This window comes from Kitasatospora sp. NPDC034035 (assembly GCF_055575755.1).
The window spans coordinates 15864-31264 of the sequence record NZ_JBVISA010000028.1 but is presented as its reverse complement, the minus strand read 5'-3'; the positions used below and the strand labels follow the sequence as shown (position 1 = coordinate 31264).

General features: G+C 69.4%; 13 protein-coding genes. 3 read left to right on the top strand and 10 right to left on the bottom strand.

Translation table 11 applies throughout. The annotated features are described in order from the left end of the window. The first annotated feature begins 73 nt into the window (after positions 1 to 73). Positions 74 to 898 (top strand): phosphotransferase, encoded by an 825-nt coding sequence (locus tag ACZ52J_RS31570; RefSeq protein ID WP_465623720.1) that lies wholly within the window; start codon positions 74 to 76, stop codon positions 896 to 898. On the opposite strand, the gene ACZ52J_RS31565 is transcribed toward ACZ52J_RS31570, so the two are convergent. The 10 genes from ACZ52J_RS31565 to ACZ52J_RS31520 all read right to left on the bottom strand — a co-directional run bounded on the left by ACZ52J_RS31565 (position 893) and on the right by ACZ52J_RS31520 (position 12428). Further along, positions 893 to 1738: an aldo/keto reductase gene (locus tag ACZ52J_RS31565; RefSeq protein WP_465623610.1), complete on the bottom strand. Its 846-nt coding sequence runs from the start codon at positions 1736 to 1738 to the stop codon at positions 893 to 895. The genes ACZ52J_RS31570 and ACZ52J_RS31565 overlap by 6 nt on opposite strands. Further along, positions 1660 to 2883 carry a JmjC domain-containing protein gene (locus ACZ52J_RS31560; protein ID WP_465623608.1) on the bottom strand — a complete coding sequence of 408 codons (1224 nt, stop codon included), beginning with the start codon at positions 2881 to 2883 and terminating at the stop codon, positions 1660 to 1662. The genes ACZ52J_RS31565 and ACZ52J_RS31560 overlap by 79 nt, the downstream gene beginning before the upstream one ends. An 80-nt stretch (positions 2884 to 2963) precedes the next feature. Beyond that, positions 2964 to 3116 carry a hypothetical protein gene (locus ACZ52J_RS31555; RefSeq protein ID WP_465623606.1) on the bottom strand — a complete coding sequence of 51 codons (153 nt, stop codon included), beginning with the start codon at positions 3114 to 3116 and terminating at the stop codon, positions 2964 to 2966. A 517-nt stretch (positions 3117 to 3633) separates the two neighbouring features. Then, on the bottom strand, positions 3634 to 4749 hold the full coding sequence (locus ACZ52J_RS31550) for a hypothetical protein (protein ID WP_465623605.1): 1116 nt from the start codon (positions 4747 to 4749) through the stop codon (positions 3634 to 3636). A gap of 4 nt (positions 4750 to 4753) precedes the next feature. Next, a complete protein-coding gene (gene fxlM / locus ACZ52J_RS31545) occupies positions 4754 to 6829 on the bottom strand; it encodes a methyltransferase, FxLD system (protein ID WP_465623603.1) in 2076 nt (691 codons plus the stop codon). 32 nt (positions 6830 to 6861) lie between these two features. After that, positions 6862 to 8115: a lanthionine synthetase C family protein gene (locus tag ACZ52J_RS31540; protein ID WP_465623602.1), complete on the bottom strand. Its 1254-nt coding sequence runs from the start codon at positions 8113 to 8115 to the stop codon at positions 6862 to 6864. Continuing rightward, positions 8112 to 11156, bottom strand: a complete 3045-nt coding sequence (locus tag ACZ52J_RS31535; protein ID WP_465623601.1) for a lantibiotic dehydratase — start codon at positions 11154 to 11156, stop codon at positions 8112 to 8114. Before ACZ52J_RS31535 ends, ACZ52J_RS31540 begins: the two co-directional genes overlap by 4 nt. A 131-nt stretch (positions 11157 to 11287) precedes the next feature. Beyond that, complete coding sequence (locus ACZ52J_RS31530) at positions 11288 to 11437, bottom strand: FxLD family lanthipeptide (protein ID WP_465623599.1); 150 nt, start codon at positions 11435 to 11437, stop codon at positions 11288 to 11290. 182 nt (positions 11438 to 11619) lie between these two features. Beyond that, complete coding sequence (locus ACZ52J_RS31525; RefSeq protein ID WP_465623597.1) at positions 11620 to 11952, bottom strand: hypothetical protein; 333 nt, start codon at positions 11950 to 11952, stop codon at positions 11620 to 11622. Beyond that, positions 11946 to 12428 (bottom strand): ATP-binding protein, encoded by a 483-nt coding sequence (locus tag ACZ52J_RS31520; RefSeq protein ID WP_465623719.1) that lies wholly within the window; start codon positions 12426 to 12428, stop codon positions 11946 to 11948. Before ACZ52J_RS31520 ends, ACZ52J_RS31525 begins: the two co-directional genes overlap by 7 nt. A gap of 485 nt (positions 12429 to 12913) precedes the next feature. Here ACZ52J_RS31520 and ACZ52J_RS31515 point away from each other — a divergent pair, with 485 nt between their 5' ends. Both ACZ52J_RS31515 and ACZ52J_RS31510 read left to right on the top strand, forming a co-directional pair. After that, the gene (locus ACZ52J_RS31515) at positions 12914 to 14101 is read left to right on the top strand and encodes a hypothetical protein (protein ID WP_465623596.1); all 1188 of its coding nucleotides are present in this window, start codon (positions 12914 to 12916) and stop codon (positions 14099 to 14101) included. Between the two features lie 30 nt (positions 14102 to 14131). After that, the gene (locus tag ACZ52J_RS31510; protein ID WP_465623595.1) at positions 14132 to 15241 is read left to right on the top strand and encodes a UDP-N-acetylmuramate dehydrogenase; all 1110 of its coding nucleotides are present in this window, start codon (positions 14132 to 14134) and stop codon (positions 15239 to 15241) included. Positions 15242 to 15401: the final 160 nt, after the last annotated feature.

Genomic DNA, 15401 nt, shown 5'->3' with positions numbered 1-15401 from the left:
GGCACGTGGATCACAGCCATGGCCGTACTGTGGTAGTCCCAAATCGGCATGTGAGGAGACCCTTGTGGGCTCGATGACGGACCTTCGGCAGCATCCGCATGATGATGTGCTCGGTCTGGTTGAGCGGGCACTCGAGCTTGGTCTGGACCGGTCGTCAGGTGTCTACGGTAACCACGGGGGGACGGCGGGCTTTCGCACCGATCAGGGCACCTGGCTTCGGCTGCAGTGGCGGTCGGCGGACGAGATTCATGGGCAGTCCTGGACAGGTACCGAATGCGCGTCGGTGCTGACGAGTGTGGCGAAGCCGGAGTTGATGCGGGCGTTTCGCTGGCAGGACCGCGAGCGCGGCGTGGTCTGGCGGGCGGAGGAGATGACGCTCATTACTGCCCCGATCATTAGCGCCTCGGGCAGCATCACCGACGACTCGGGGCTCGCGGACGCCTGGTGGAAGGACTTGGCTAGCTCGCTCGGCGCGCTCGCCGGACATCGCACGGAGCGCGTCTGCATGTCGCAGGACCACCTGAGCCGGCGTATCGCTGAGGTGTTCGGGGAGACGGTGAACACCGCTGTCGGTGAGTGGACCACCGCCCATGGGGATCTTCATTGGGGCAACGTCACCGCCCCGGAGCTGTGCCTGTTGGACTGGGAGGACTGGGGTCGGGGGCCGCGTGGGTTGGACGCGGCGACGCTCTGGGGATTCTCTCTGGGAGTGCCCGAGGTTGCCGGCCGCGTCCAACGGGAGTTTGCGGAGGACCTTCAGTCCCGCTCGGGGAAGGTGGCGCAGTTGCTGTTCTGCGCGAACGTCCTGCGGGCACACGCACGGAGCGGCAAGAAGATGCCGTTCACGGAGCCCGCTCAGGAGTCGTCGGGCCGACTGATCGCTGAGCTGTCCTCATGAACGTGCTGCAGCCCGTTCGTTCAGCAACGCCCGGTACCGGCTGACCACTGCGAGGTCGACGCCCAGTGTTGTGGCCTCGACGAGGGCTCGCAAGTGGGAAGGAGAGCTGGTGCCCACGGCGATCCTGGCTACCTTGGGGATCTCGTAGGACACGCGGAAAGCCGCCTGCACGGTGGTGCACTCGTCGCCTTCGCCGAGGAACGTCCGGGTGTCGAATGCCTTCCAGACCTCCAAGGTGGTGTCGCCGCCAAAGGGCGCCATGCCCCAGCGGTCGCTGGGGTCGATGGCCAGAACGGCCGACAGTGTCTCGATGGCCGCGAGGGTGTCGGCATCTACCAGCAGGCCGGCACGAGTCATCAGGACTTTGGGGATCGGCGCGGTGGGGTTGATGAGCGGCAGGAGTGGGTGGGGGTTCCAGATGGAGAACCCCCACCGCTCGCAGAGGCCCGCCTTCGTGGCGTCCTCCAGAGCTTGGCACGCTGCGGCCAGGATCTCCCGCCCTTCGTCGGGGGAGCGGCGGCCTAGGGTGTGTTCCGGGTTGTGAAGGAGTACGACGTCGGGGGCCCGCCCGAGGTCGGTGACTGAGCGCTCCACCGACTCGTAGAGCGCGGCCGGGTTCAGCGAGTGGCCGGAGCGGTGGAACCCGACCTTGGTCGAGATCGTGAACTCCGGTAGCAGGTCGGCGGCCAGGTGCGCGAGCGTACGGTGCGAGGTGAAGTCGAGGTAATTGGCGGCGGTGTCGATAGCTCGGACACCGAGACTCAGCGCGTCTTCGAGGAGCTGTCGGTCGTGACCAGACCGGTAAAGGCCGAGGACAACTCCGGGGTCAGCTCGGTGCACAGTTCCTCCTCGACAAGAATTTCGGCCAGGCGTTCGGTGTCGACGCCGGTGTCGGCAGCGGCCTGCGCGAGGTTCACCGGGTGACCGCTCAACATGAGGTGCAGCGCGGGCAGCGCCTTCGCGGCAAGCGTGATCTTCCTGCCGGCGGCGATGACTTCCACGGTGTCGGCAGTCGGCTTGACGATTGGCGGGAAGTCGGTGACACACACGATCGCTTCGGGCTTGCCGAAGACGCCGATGGCGGGGACGTGGCGGGCACTGGGGCGCTCGCGCTCGCGGAATGCCAGAAAGTCCTCGGGGGTCAGCGTGGCAGCCTTTTCGGCCACGACCTGTGCGAGCCGGCCCTGCTGTGCCGTCCACTGCTCGGGGCTGGACCACCGGTCGAGGTCAAAGCGGAACTCTTCGAGGGTGCGGGACTGGTCGGCTAGCCACGTCAGCCAGTTGACGCCGGTGCGCTTCACGATGCCGAACGTCACATGCAGGCTGTAGCCCTCGCCGCAGTCGTTCCGAGTGGCGTGGTGCCAGTATCCGCGGGGGATGTGCATGACGTCGCCGGGCATCATTGTGCCCGCCCACACGCTCTGCTCGCTGGGCTCGGAGTTCGGGGCCGCGTCCCTATACATAGGTGCTGTCCTGGAGGCCCCGCGTACCTCCCAGGACTTCTCGCCTGCGAGTTGGACGATGATCACGTCGTGATCGTCCCAATGCAGGTTGAATCCGGACGCATCCTGCGTCGTCAGGTAAGCGTTGACCTGGACGAGTTCGTGGCACCACCACTGGAGGGCGCGGCAGGTCGCTTCCATCGCCGGGTCGAAGAAGTCCACTTCGTCCAGGACGAGGGTCGCACCGGAGCAGAGGAGCTCAGCCACGCGCCGCATGTCGGCGATCGGGATAGCCTGCCCGCGCCGGGTTACCGAGGGCTGGATGTATCGGCTGGGATGGAGTTCTGAGCCGCTCTGGAACATGCGGAACTGTGGAGCGTTGAGGCTGCGGCGCATGACCAGGTCGAGCAGCTTCTTCGGGTTCAGGAGCTGGTCGAGCATGTCCAGGTCGGCGATGTTGCCCCTCGTGAACCGGCTTCCGAGGACGGCGGGGCCGTCCCATCCGAGGGCCTTCTCGATCGCGTTCACGAACCGGTGGTCCATGTGTACCTCCGTCGACTGAATTGAGGGCTGAGGAGCGGGGCCCCGCAACGGCGCGCGGGGCCCCGTGGTGCACGTGCCGACTACTCCTGCGGCAGGTTCAGTCCGTCGCGGTTGTCGCCGTCGTCGCCTGCCGACGTGCCGGTGGGGTCGGACTCGGCCGCCTCGGCCGAGAACCGGTCCTGCACAGTGATGAGGTTCTCGACGCCGATCAGCAGGTCGTCGTTGGTGCTCACGTGGGTCACTCCTTGTCGTGGAACGGCACCGAGCGGCTGTTGCCGGCCGGGTGGTTCGAAGAAGCGCTTTCTCCCGCGCGCTCTGGTCCGTGAACTCGTCCGCTGGGGACGTGGTTCAGGTCCGGAGAGCGCAGGCGCATCAGCTTGCAGCCGCAGGGCCGATCCGAATAGAGGGCCTTTCCGGCTTCGAACTTCCTCCTTCCGCTCGGCTGCGTGGAACCCTCCTGGGTCCGACCCGTCGGCGAGACGGACACGGGAGGAAGACTCTGAGGCGGTCCAGGCGTGATCTGCACCGTGATGGTGGGGTCGAGGAGGCTGGAGGAGACGTCTCGCCAGCGTGTCGGTGGTCTGCTCCTGGCGGCTTACGGCGTCCGTCGGGGTGGTGACGTCCTACGCGGCTGGTGAGGGGGCGGACCTTGACCGTCCAGACGGGCCGGAGCAATCGACTAGGCAGTCACTCGCTGGGCTCACCCGGGGTGACGGAGGGCCGGATCAGTTCGATGGGCCTTCGAATGGTTCATTCAAGTGGGTCGGGTCCGGGCGCGCTCCGGTCGAGCGGGGCCTTTTCGAGCACCCTGGCAGCCTCTGCGAGGGCCTCCTCCAACCGGGCCCGGCCGACGGCTGAGAGATGGCCGGCGCCCAGCGCGCATGCCCTAACCACCGCGCGGAGGGAGCTGGCCTCGGCCGGGGTCAGCAGGTCGTTGTAGGTGGAGTGGGCGAGGAGGTCGCGGGCCGCGTATCCGTCGTCCGATTCCCTCGAACGGATGATCAGGGACTGTGCGAGGCTCCGGGCGGCCTCGCCGGTGGTCCCGCCGGCCGCGTCGATGGCGGTCAGTAGCAGCCGGGTGGTGAACACCGCGAGGCCGGGGCCGGTCCCCAGGCGTTGGCAGTGGTCGAGAGCGGCGGCGGCTTCCTGTCGGCCGCCGGGTGTGCACAGGGCGGTGAGGACAGCGGTGACCGCGTCCTCCCAGGGGTCGCCCGGCTCGGTATCCGCGAGGAGCGCGAGAGCGCCGTCGAGGTCGCCGGTGGTGGCGCGGGCGAGAACGGCGACCTGGCGGCCGTCGAGGATCCGGGTGCCCACGCCGCGGTAGTTGTTGAGGTGTCGGAGGGCTTCCTCCCAGAGGCCGGAGCAGGTGAGGGCCCGGGTGCCGTCGGCAAGCATGACCCGCCACAGCCATGCGCGCACCTCGGCGCGTTGGGCGTCGGTCTCGGTGAGGCGGGCAGGCACGGTGACGCCGTCGAGGACAGTGCTGGTGCCGGTGGCGATGGCGTCATACAGGGACAGGAGCAGTTGGTGACCCTCGCTTCCGCGTCCGGCCCTGATGTGCAGGCGGGCGAGGTTGACGATCGGTTCCAGGCCGCGGATCGCGCTCATCGCCGGCAGTGGGCCGAGCCTTAGGTAGAGGTCGGCGTGCCGGTGGCACAGTTCGCGGGCGAGGCCAGGTAGCGCGAGGTCGGAGGCGAGCAGGGCGGCCTGGTTGAAGACGGTGGATGCCAGGCCCGGGTCGTCCTGCCGGGTGCCCGCCTCGGCAAGCTCGCTGAGCTTGCCGAGGCGGGCCTCAAGGGGCAGGCACGCGGGCCGGATCCGGGCGACCAGCGGGAACCGCTGGGCTATCGGCCCGGTCGGGTGCACGAGGTCACTCCCAGCTGACGGTGATGGGGTGGTGGGGGCGTTCCAGGACGAAGCGGCCGGCGGCCGGGTCGGCGGCGGCCGGGGTGTCGGGGAGTTCGAAGCGGACGGAGCGGTCGCGGAAGCCGCTGTCCCAGGTGCGGATCTCCTGCGAGACCAGGTCGGCGAGTTCCGCGCCGTTGGGGCCGTGGCCGATGACGCCGGTCTCGTACGCCTTGCGGCCGTCCTCGCCGGGCTCGGCGGGACGGATGGTGAGGTAGGCAAGGGAGGCGCCGTCCACGGCCGCCATGGAACCCCACCCGAACATGCGGGAGACACCGCGCTCCTGCGCACCGTCGCCGACGCTCATGCGCATCAGGGAGTTGGGCAGCGCGCAGGCCAGCCACAGGTCCATGTACTCGTAGGTCGTTCCGGCGGGGATGTTCACTCCGGTCCATCGCTCGCGGCGCTCGGAGTCGAGGACACCGAGCAGGGCACCGGCGTCGACCGCGTCGACCTGGTCCTTGTGGACCTGCAGCGTCACGTCGTCCTGCTCGGTGAGGGCGAGGGTGCGGCGCGCGTCGTCCATGCTGCCGCGCAGCGGCATGAACACCGCGAGCTGGCTGTCGACCGATACCCACCCGCTCTCGCCACGCTTGAAGGCGATGGAGCGGCTGGCGGTGCCGCGCAGCCGCAGTGGCACCACGATCCGACCGGTCGGCTTGACCTGCTGGAGCCAGGCGGTCGGCATCTCGGCGGTGCTGACGGTGGCCATGACCTTGTCGTAGGGGGCGCCGGCCTCATGGCCGAGGGCGCCGTCGCCGAGGACGACCTCGACGTTGGTGATGCCCGCGTCCACGAGGTGCTTGCGGGCGCCGTCGACGAGGTCGTCGTCCACGTCCACCGTTACGACCCGGCCGTCGGGGCCGACCATGGTGCCCAGGTAGGCGGCGTTGACGCCGGTGCCCGCGCCGGACTCGAAGACGCGCTCACCGGGCTTGGCGGCGAGCTGTTCGAGCATCAGGGCGACGATCCACGGCTGGGAGGCGGCGGAGATCTGGGTGCCGGAGCCGTCGGTCTTGGTGTAGGTGGGGTTGTCGGCGTAGGCCGTCTCCAGCGGAAAGCCGGGCAGGAAGTGCTCGCGGGGCACGGTGCGGAAGGCGTTCTCGACGGCGTCGGTGGTGATCACCTTCTGCTCGCGCAGGCGGGCGGTCAGTGCGGTGCGCAGCTGCTCGGAGGACTGGGACTGGTCATCGCTGAGAGTAGTCACTTGGGCGACCCTAGTGGTTGAGCGGATGGTGGGCTGCGAGGACACGAGGTCCCCGCCGGAGTGGAAGACGGCTTCCAACGCCAGTGCGGCCATGGAGGATTGGTCCGCGGTGGAGATCCCGGCGCGGTTGGCGTGGAAGAGCAGGTGGTGGGCCAGAACGGCCCGCAGTCCCCGGGTGAGGCAGTCGTGGCGGGCGAGCTGCGCCAGGGACTGGCCGGCGCTCTCGAAGGCGCTGACCCACTCGTCCTGTCCTTGGAGCGGACCGGCGGAGCTGGTGAGCCGCCGCGTGTCGACGGTCATCAGCCGCAGCATCGCCCGGGCCCAAACGGCCTCCCGTTCGGGGTCGGCGGCGGCGGGTTCGGGGCGGAGTTTGGCGAACAGGTCCCATACGGCGCCCTGCTCGTACCAGTCGAGGCCGGCGGCGCGAAGCATTACGCCAGTGAGCAGAACGGTGGTCTCGCGCCGGCCTAGAGTCGGTGCGCCAGCGGGGGCGGCGCGGGCGAGGAGGTAGCGGCTGTCGTGGTGGAACAGCTCGTGGGCGACCTCCATGCCGCGCTCGCCGCCGAACGCGGCGGTCTCCGGTTCGTAGATGCCGTTTGTCCACCCAGTGATCAGGCCTTCGGCGGTGAGGCTGTCAAGGAGTCCGGTGATGGAGGGCACCGGAACTTCGGCGCGATACCGCAGCTTGAACGGGTTCTTGCGCATGTACCACCAGCCGTCCAGCGAAAGGTCACTCTTCGCGGCAGTCAGCGCCGGAGCCAGGCGGTGGGCGGCGACGTGCTCGGCGCTCCGGCCGTCACGAAACCGAATCTCGTGCTGGATCCAACGGTTCATCAAGGGTGTCCTCACATCGGGTCGGTCAGCGGTCAGGCGATGAGCAGGCAGGCGTCCCAGCCGGAGAGCGGGGCCGTGCCGGTTGCGGGCGTGATCACGGCGAGCGCGGTGCCGGCGGCGCCTTCGAGGAAGGCCGGACCGGCTGCGTCCAGCACGGTGGTCGTCTGTTGGGCTGGATCAGCGCCGACCGGGCTTAGGGCGTCCAACAGGGTCGAGGCGACGGTTCGAAGCTGCGAGGCTGTCGATGGCATGGCGTCAGCTGCCGCGCGGTGGGCGATGTGCGCGAGGCCGGCGTACCCGTGGCACAGCGAGACGTCCGTCGTCGCCGCGAGCGCCGCCGGGTCCGAAAGAGCTTTGATGAGGGCGGTTTCCGCGTCACGCTGGCGGTCAGGGTCGCCGACCGCGTGGGCTGCGAGCTGTTGGGCGCGGGCGAGTCCAGCGCTGCCGTAGCACCAGCTCGGCCGTTGCGCGTTCGGCCCCGCGGCTCGGCCGGAGTCGAGCTCCTCGCGGATGACCCAGTACGGCCACCGCGTGCCCGCCCGCCACCGGTCCAGCCAGCACACGACACGGTCGATCGCCTCCAGTTGCCCGTCGACCTTCACCCCGTGCATCAGAGCGAGGGCGAGCAGGGCGAGCGGGCCGCCGATCCCGTGCGCCATCCCATTGTTGGCGTGACCACCGGCGAACCGGTCATCCGCGCGGCCGGATGGCCCGCTCGCCGCCCACCAGCCGGGCAGCAGGGCGCCGTTACGTTCGAGCGGCTCGGTCAGGCGGACCAGGTAGGAGAGGACTTTGCGGAACGCGGGGCCGTCGGGATCACGGCGCAGCAGGTGGGCACCGAGGCCGGCCAAGCCCCGGATGGCGTCGAACTCGGCCAGGGCACCGCAGTCGCCGCGATCGATGCGCGCGTGGGCGGACGCGACGCGTCGCGTCGCGTCGGCCGCGACGATCTGATCGAGGCCAGCCAGGGCGCGCGTGTAGGTGCCGGGGCGGGCTCGGGCAGCACTCGCGAGGGCATGGGCGACGGCAGGTGCACCGTAGTGCAGGTAGCTGTCCGGGCCGCTGGTGATCGGCGCGCTCGTGGTGAACCGCAGCCAGTCGTGGACGCGTTGCCAGGCGCCGAGGCCGGCGGCGGCCCGCTCGATGTGGAGCAGCGCGATGCCCGGAGCGCCGTGGGCCAACGATTGGCGCCACTGCGGATGGGTCGTCGAGACGGCAGGCAGGTTGCTGGGGTCGGCGAGGCGGTCGGCTATCACGCTGGCCATCTCCAACGCGCGGTGCGTCATCGTGCACCGTCCTTGGCGAGCCGGGCGAGGGCGACGGCCCTGGCCAGGTAGAGGACGTGGGCCTCATCGTCGAAGTCGATCCGGTGGGCACGGACATAGGAGACATGCAGCAGGGAGCCGAGTACGTCGTCCACGTCTACGCCCCTGGTGTGGGGTCCGGGGAAGTGGCGGCGGTAGGCGGCCAATGCCCGGTCCCGTTCGCCCCAGGCGTCGACGATGGCTGCGCCGGTGGGCTCGGCACGTAGGGGCGCCCAGTTGTCGGCGGGGTCGGCGAGGCGCACGGCCTGGACGAACAAGGGACGCGGGATCGGTGCCGGGGCCTTGGCGGGGACGTTGGCGACGAGCCAGCGCAGGCCGGCGTGCATCCCGTCGCTGAACGCGCAGGCGATTGCCACCGCGTGGGCGGCCAGCAGCGCGAGCCGCTTGGGCCGGTGAGGCTGGGCGAGGTGGGTGAGGAGGGCGCGGGAGTCCGCGCGGAACACCTCTTCGGCCGAGTTCCAGGCGGGTCCGTCGCCCCAGCGGCCGGTCTCAGGGAACGAGGCGGGATACCGGACTTCGGCCAGCAGACCGGCCTGGCGCAGCTCGGCGGCCCAGGTGCTGACCGTCTGGGTGGCGGTGCCGAAGTCGGCCGGATCGTCCAGGGCGATCCGCAGGCGAAGGTGCTGCTGGGGGTCGCGGAAGCGCACGAACCACCACGGCGGCGAGTCCAGGCGCTGAAGTAGGTCGGGCAAGTGGCCTGTGAGGATGGTGTCCTGGCGTTCGAGGTTGCCGTAGAGGCTGGCGAGCAGCACCCGGGAGGTGCCCGGGTTGTCGCCGTGGCCCCGGGCGAGGACGCGGGCCCGGGTCGGTTTGGGTAGGCGCGGCCAGATAGCTGGGCGGGTCGCGGTCAGCGGCACGACGATCTCATGGGCGCGGCCCCCAGCCCAGCCGGCATCACCAGGCCGCGGCGCCTCGGCGAGCACGGCCACCGGCTTCTGCGCGAGGTGGGCACGCAGCAGGGCCCGGTGGCCCGGATGGTTGAGGTAGAGCGGCAGGTGCTGGTCGCCCTCGACCAGGTGGACGCGGTGTGGAACGCAGCGGCGCGCAAGCCAGTAGGTCAGGGCCTGCAGCCAGGTGTCCCAAGGGGCGTCAGCGGTGGGCAGCTCGCGGGCGGTCAGCCGCCAGGTTGCAGGGGAGAGGATGACCCGGCCGTGCCGAAGGCGCGGCAGGAACGGCAAGCTGCGGGCGGCGCCCCAGGAGAAGGCGGTCACCTGGGCGCACTGGGCACGGGAGAGTTCGGTCAACAGCCGGGCCATCGGTGGCGTGTGGGTGCGAAGGTTCAGCGCGTTCGTGCCAGCAGCCTCGATCCGTACGCCAAGGTCGGGGGCGGCCAGGTACATGCGGCGTCCGTCGCAGCCCACCGCCAGGTCGCGGGGGAAGAGCACGCCGGCAGCGGGGAGCCGGTGTTCAGCGAGGCTGATGAGGAGCTGGCCGGTCGGCACGGTGCGGGTGACATGGGCGGTCGCCGGATCCAACGGGGGGTAGGAAAGCTGGGCGGTGACGGTGTCGACGTCCATAGTCGGCAGCCCGGCGAGGGCGGATGTCAGCGCCGTACGCTGCTCGGGCTCCAGCAGCGGCAGGAACCGGCCGACGGAGACGCCGGCGGCGCGTGAGACGGATAGGACCTCCAGTCGGAACTCACCGCGCTGAAGAGCCTGCTGACTGCCGGCGTGAAGCCGGGCCCCGATCTCCAAGTGTGCAGGCAGGCGCGGCTCGGCGGGCCCCAGCGAAAGGGATGCGAGCAGGACTTCGTCCAGTTCGACCTCGCGGTGGTCCTCGAGGGCGGCTCGTTGGGCGAGCTCGGAGAGAAGTGCGTCGCGTTCGGAGAAACGGGGCTGATCAGCGGCCTGGGTGGTGCCTGGATAACCGTCGGGCCAGCCGATTCCGCTGTCGGCGACCATGTCGAGCAGCGGCACCAGGGATCCCCGGCCGTAGCGCTCGTAGAACCGTTGGTGGTATTCCCGCCATGCGGCCACTCCGTACGGGAAGGCGCTCAGGCGCGCGAGGAGGTCGGCGGCGTGCGCCGCCTCCCGGGCGACCGCCTTGGGAAGGACCAGGTCGGCGTCCAATCGCAGGTCGACGGCCAGCGGACGCCGTTTAGTCGCGGCCAGCTGGCTCATCGTGTGCGCGGTACGGCGTCGCCGGTCCGTGTCGGGGGCCTTGTTGTGGGCGGCGAGTTCGGCGTGGACGGTGCGGAGGCCGGCGACAACAGCCGCGACCTGGTGGACGGCGTCTGCACCAGCCACTTCCAAGGCGGCCAGTAGGTGCCCCAGAGCGTCCGGCTCAGTGGCCGGAGCATGCAGGCTGGTGATCAGGACTCGGCTGGCCACCAGCTCTGTGAGCGCAGCCGTGATCCGGGCGGGCGCTGTGTCGGGGAACTCCACACGAAGCTTCGCCGCCAGATCCTCGACACGCACAGGGGTTTGCGCGGCCCGAACGGCGAAGCGCACCGCGTCGGTGTGGCGTACGGACACTTCGGCGGCGCCCGTAGTGCCGTCAGGCCGCAGTACAGGCTGATGCGGGACCACCAGGCGATCACCGCGCACCGCCGCGTTGGAGTTGGCCACTACTTCCAGCCGGGTCAGCAACTGCGGGCAGTCCTCCAGTTGGGTGATCACTAGAGCGAGCCACTCGGCCCCGGCGCGAGCGAGGGCTTGGTGCTGCTCTCCCCAGCGAAACTGGGAGTTGGGGGCGAACGTGGTGGCCTGCACGCCAGCGAACAGGGCGAACGGTGTCGGCCTGGCGGTGGCGCGCAGCAGGTAGCGGGCGGTGGACAGCACCGCCCGCCGTGTGTCCCGCGCGTCCGGGGCAGTAGCGGAGCACAGCGCCTCGACCTGGCAGGCGAGAGCCGCGCTGGCCTGCCCGAGCGCCTCGGCGAGCTGCTCGTCGGACCAGACAGTGCGCAGCCATCGCGTCCACGCTGGTAAGTGATCGGGCCCGGTGGCGGTCAGCTCAGGCCAGACCGGCACCGCCAGGTCGGGGCGGGCGACAGCGCGCACCATTGCCGTCCCAGTTGCCTGGTAGCTGGCGGGAGAGCGCACGAGTACCTCCGGTTCGGACGATTGGAACAGGGCCGGCCAGGCGTCGCCGGGCAGTGCCCGGCGACGCTGACCGTTGCGGTGTACCTGGCGGCTCAGTGGACGCCGGTGGTGCAGGCGCCGCACGTGCTGCCGCAGCCGTCGTCCGTGAGCACCTGCAGGCTGGCCACGTCGCTCTGCTCGATTGCCGTGATGTCGAGGTCGAACTCGTCCGCGGCCGGAGCCGTCTGGATCTGCTGAGCCATTGCTGTTCCTCCTGTGCTGTTTCCCTTTGAGGGGCCTGGCGCCGGGGCACTGAGTGCGCCCCGCATCACCAGGAGACGGTGGGGCGGCCGTGCCGCCGTTGCGGCCAGCTGCCGTTTGTCCAGGGGTGTGTGACGGTTGATCTTCAAGTCGCCGACGACGCAGCTTCGATGACTCGCGCGGACTACGGCGGGACGAACGGATCGGCGCCGACGCTGTACGTCACGCCGTCCTGGCGCAGTTCCATGGCGAAGCCAGATCCCTGCGAGAGAAGGGCTAGAGCCTCGGTGTACCGCTGCTGGTCGCTCAGCCACGCGCGCACGATCCGGACGGCGGGGGGATCCAGCTGGACGGCGATCTCGTCAAGTCGTCCGCGGATCCAAGAGATCGCGTCGTCCGCCGATTCGACAAGGGCAGCGCCTAACGGGAAGTTCCGTACGCTCACCGCCACGCTGTTGCACCAGAAGCTTGCGCCCTGCACGGCGGTGGCTCGTGAATCCATCGCGCTGATCAGCACGAGATCACCTCGATCCCGGGACCGATCTGTGTGGAGTGTTGGACTCCTGGCAACGACTCGGCTGCGATCAGTGCCCAGATTCGCTTTCCTCCGCCGGGACCGACAACAGCCTTCCAGTGAACGCTGAGCGCATGAACCAGGATGAGTCCCCGTCCGTGATCGTCGTCCTCCTCGGCAGTCTCGACGTGAGCCGGCAGCTGGGAACTCGGATCACCGACTGCGACCTCCAACCCGTCAGCTCGGGCGGCCAGGAAAACATCGAACTGATCGTCAGCTTCGTTGCACCCATGGATGACCGCGTTGCTGGCCAGCTCCGCCACAACCAGCTCGGCATCGTCCACGACGACATCCGAGTAGCCCCACTTGCGCACCTCGCAACGGACTCGAGCGCGCACATCGGGGACGGTGTCCGGTACGGCGCGGAAGCTCTCGTGCCAGGAGAGCGCATCGGCGGTCTTGGCTGGCTTGCTGGTCATCGTGCGCACCGTGCCCTCCTGTGAGAGTCAATGGCGGTTCGGACAGTGGACTGTCCGACGGACCGAATGCCTGGTTGCGAGCAGGCCGATCGGGACTCCGGAGGCATGAGGGAGCCGCCTGTGATCGCCTGGCGATGCATCAACTTCAGTGGGCTAAACGCCCTGAGAGAAGATGAAGCGACGGTCAGGGTGGTCGGCGAGAAGGTAAGAATGGTCAGCTTTTCCGGATCCAGCGGGATCCGGTGCTTTGCCCGTGCCACGCTGAAGCGAAAGGACGGGGCCGAGTAGCGGTCCGGGTGAGGGAAGGCGGGTGGCAGACCGCAATGGTGGAGGCATCGTTGCTTGGCAGGTGCCTGGAACAGCTGGACTGGTCGCCGGAACGCCTCGCCCGGGAGATCAACCGATTGTGCGGACCCGGCACCATCAGCAGTAAAGCGCCGTACGGGTGGCTGCGAGGATCCTGCCCGAGAGGACGGCTGCCCCAGGTGGTCGCCGAGATCCTGTCCAGCCGGCTCAGCGAACCAGTGAGTGCGGACGCCCTGTGGCCCGCCAAGTTCACGGCCACCGGGGTCCTGCTGTCCGCCGACGACGGCCTGGATCTGCCGTGGACCCAGACCGGCACACGGCACTGCTCGACTCTGCTGACCGATGGTGGAGCAGCCAGGCAAAGCGTACCTGCGCTGCTGCCAGTGGCCGGGCGCTCGTTGATCGGGCCCGCGGTCGACTGGCTGACGGCCCCCGAAGAGGAGCTGCAAGCACGTTCGATCGGTCTGGAAATCGGCCCCGCTGCCGTGGACGTCCTGATCGACCGCATTGCCCAACTTCGCCGACTCGATGACATCCAAGGCGGCCCACTCGTCCTCGACTGGGTCACCCAGGACCTTCACTGGGCCGCAACCCTGGTTCGCAGTGGCGCCTACGACAACAAAACCGGCGTGCGCCTCCATGAAGCGTTCGCCGAACTCGCGCAGCTCGCCGGTTGGGTGGCCACCGACCTCGACCGCGTCGCTCTTGCTCAGCGCTACTTCCTCACCGGGCTGCGAGCCGCGCACACTGCCAGCGACCGCCTGCTCGGCGCGAACATCGTTTCCTGCCTGAGCTACCAGGCAGCGTGGCACGGTGCCGATGATGACGCCCTGCGGCTGGTCAAGGTGGCCCGAAAGGGAGCCGCCGGCCACGAGAGCGGGGCTGTCCAAGCCCTGCTTGCCACCCGCCAAGCCAGGGCGCACGCGAAGCTCGGCGACATAGCGGGGTGCGAGCGTGCACTGGAGGAGGCTGCCGCTTTCGGATCGGCCATCGATGGAGCAACAGACCCGCGTTGGTCCTACTGGGTTACGCCGGCGGTGCTGGCCGCTGACGCGGGGCGGGCCTGGCTCGAACTCGGCAGACCAACCCGGGCAGAAGAGAACCTTGTGCGCGGACTGGAGCTGTTCGGCCAGGAGCAGCCCCGCAACCGTCTGTTGCACAACGCTTCGCTCGCCGAGGCCCGGCTCGCTGGCGAGGACGTCGAGGGAGCTGCCGCGGCGGCGCACAGCGCGATGGATCTGAGCGCGCACCTTGACTCGCAACGAGCCCGTGCCCGGCTTCGCGTCCTGCACACGGGCTTCGGCGCGAGGGACACCTCGGTGGCTCGCGAGGTCTGCGGCAGGGTGGCAGACATCCTGTCCGCGTAGGCTCGGCTCGATCCGTACTAAGGAGATCACGTGCGCGTCCGCTCCCAGGTCCCCCTGGCCCCCTTGACGACCCTCGGGGTCGGTGGGGCCGCCGAGTCCCTCATCGAGGTGACGGAGCTGGACCATGTATCCGCAGCGATCGACCAGATCCGCCGGCTCGGGATCCGCCCACTGGTTCTGGGCAGTGGCAGCAACGTCCTGGTGGCGGACACCGGGTGCCCCGGGGTGGTTCTCCGCATGGCGACTCAGGGGGTTGACCTGTGTCCGGAGCCTGATGGACAGAGCGTCCTCGCCACCGTGGAGGCAGGACACCAACTCCAGGATCTGGTGGAGCTGACCATCGCTGAGGGCCTCACCGGCATGGAGACGCTCATCGGCATTCCCGGCACGGTCGGAGCCACTCCAGTGCAGAACGTCGGTGCGTACGGACAAGAAGTCGCCGACACGCTCGTCCGGGTCGAGGCTTGGGACTGGGAGGCCGACCGCCCGGTCAGACTCTCCGCCGCAGCCTGCGGTCTCGGGCACCGGACCAGCATCTTCAAGCGGTCCACCCGCTGGACCCTGCTGCGCGCGGTGTTCCGACTGCACCGCTCGCGGCTGAGCACCCCGATTACCTACGGCATGGTCGCCGAACGACTGGGCATCGCGAAGGGCCAGCGCGTCCCGCTTGCCGAAGCCGCCGCCGCAGTCCTTGCGGTGCGACGGAGCAAAGGCATGGTGCTGACTCCCGGAGACCCGGATGACCGCTCGGCCGGCAGCGTCTTCCTCAGCCCGGCCATCGACGCGGATCTCGCGCAACGCTTGCGCGCCCGGCGCGCCCCGGTCAATGACTTCCCGGACGGTTCCATCCGGGTAAGCGCGAGCTGGCTGATCAAGGAGGCTGGCTTCTCCCTTGGCCAGAGGGTCGCCGATGGCGTCAGGCTGTCCAACAGGCACTACACCCTGGTCACCGAGAGCGGCGCCACGTCCGCCGGATTCGCGGCCGGTGCTGAGAGGCTGGCTCTGGAGGTTGAGAAGGTGACCGGGGTGCGACTCACGCCAGAACCCGACCTCTTCGGCGACGAGCCCGTGTACACGCGACTTGTCGAAGCCGTGCAGGTGCAGCGGCCGTCCAGCACCGTGGCGTACGCCGCGGGCTGAGATCCCCGTTCGTGTTCGAGTGCCGGCCGAGCAGGCCCGGTCCGCCAAACCAATGCAGACCAAGCACGCTTCGTGGATCAGCCCGTGCGCGGGGAGGAATTGTGGGTTAGGGGCGTCGGTCGCTTGACCGTCCATGGCGATGGTCCCGGTCAACCCAAGC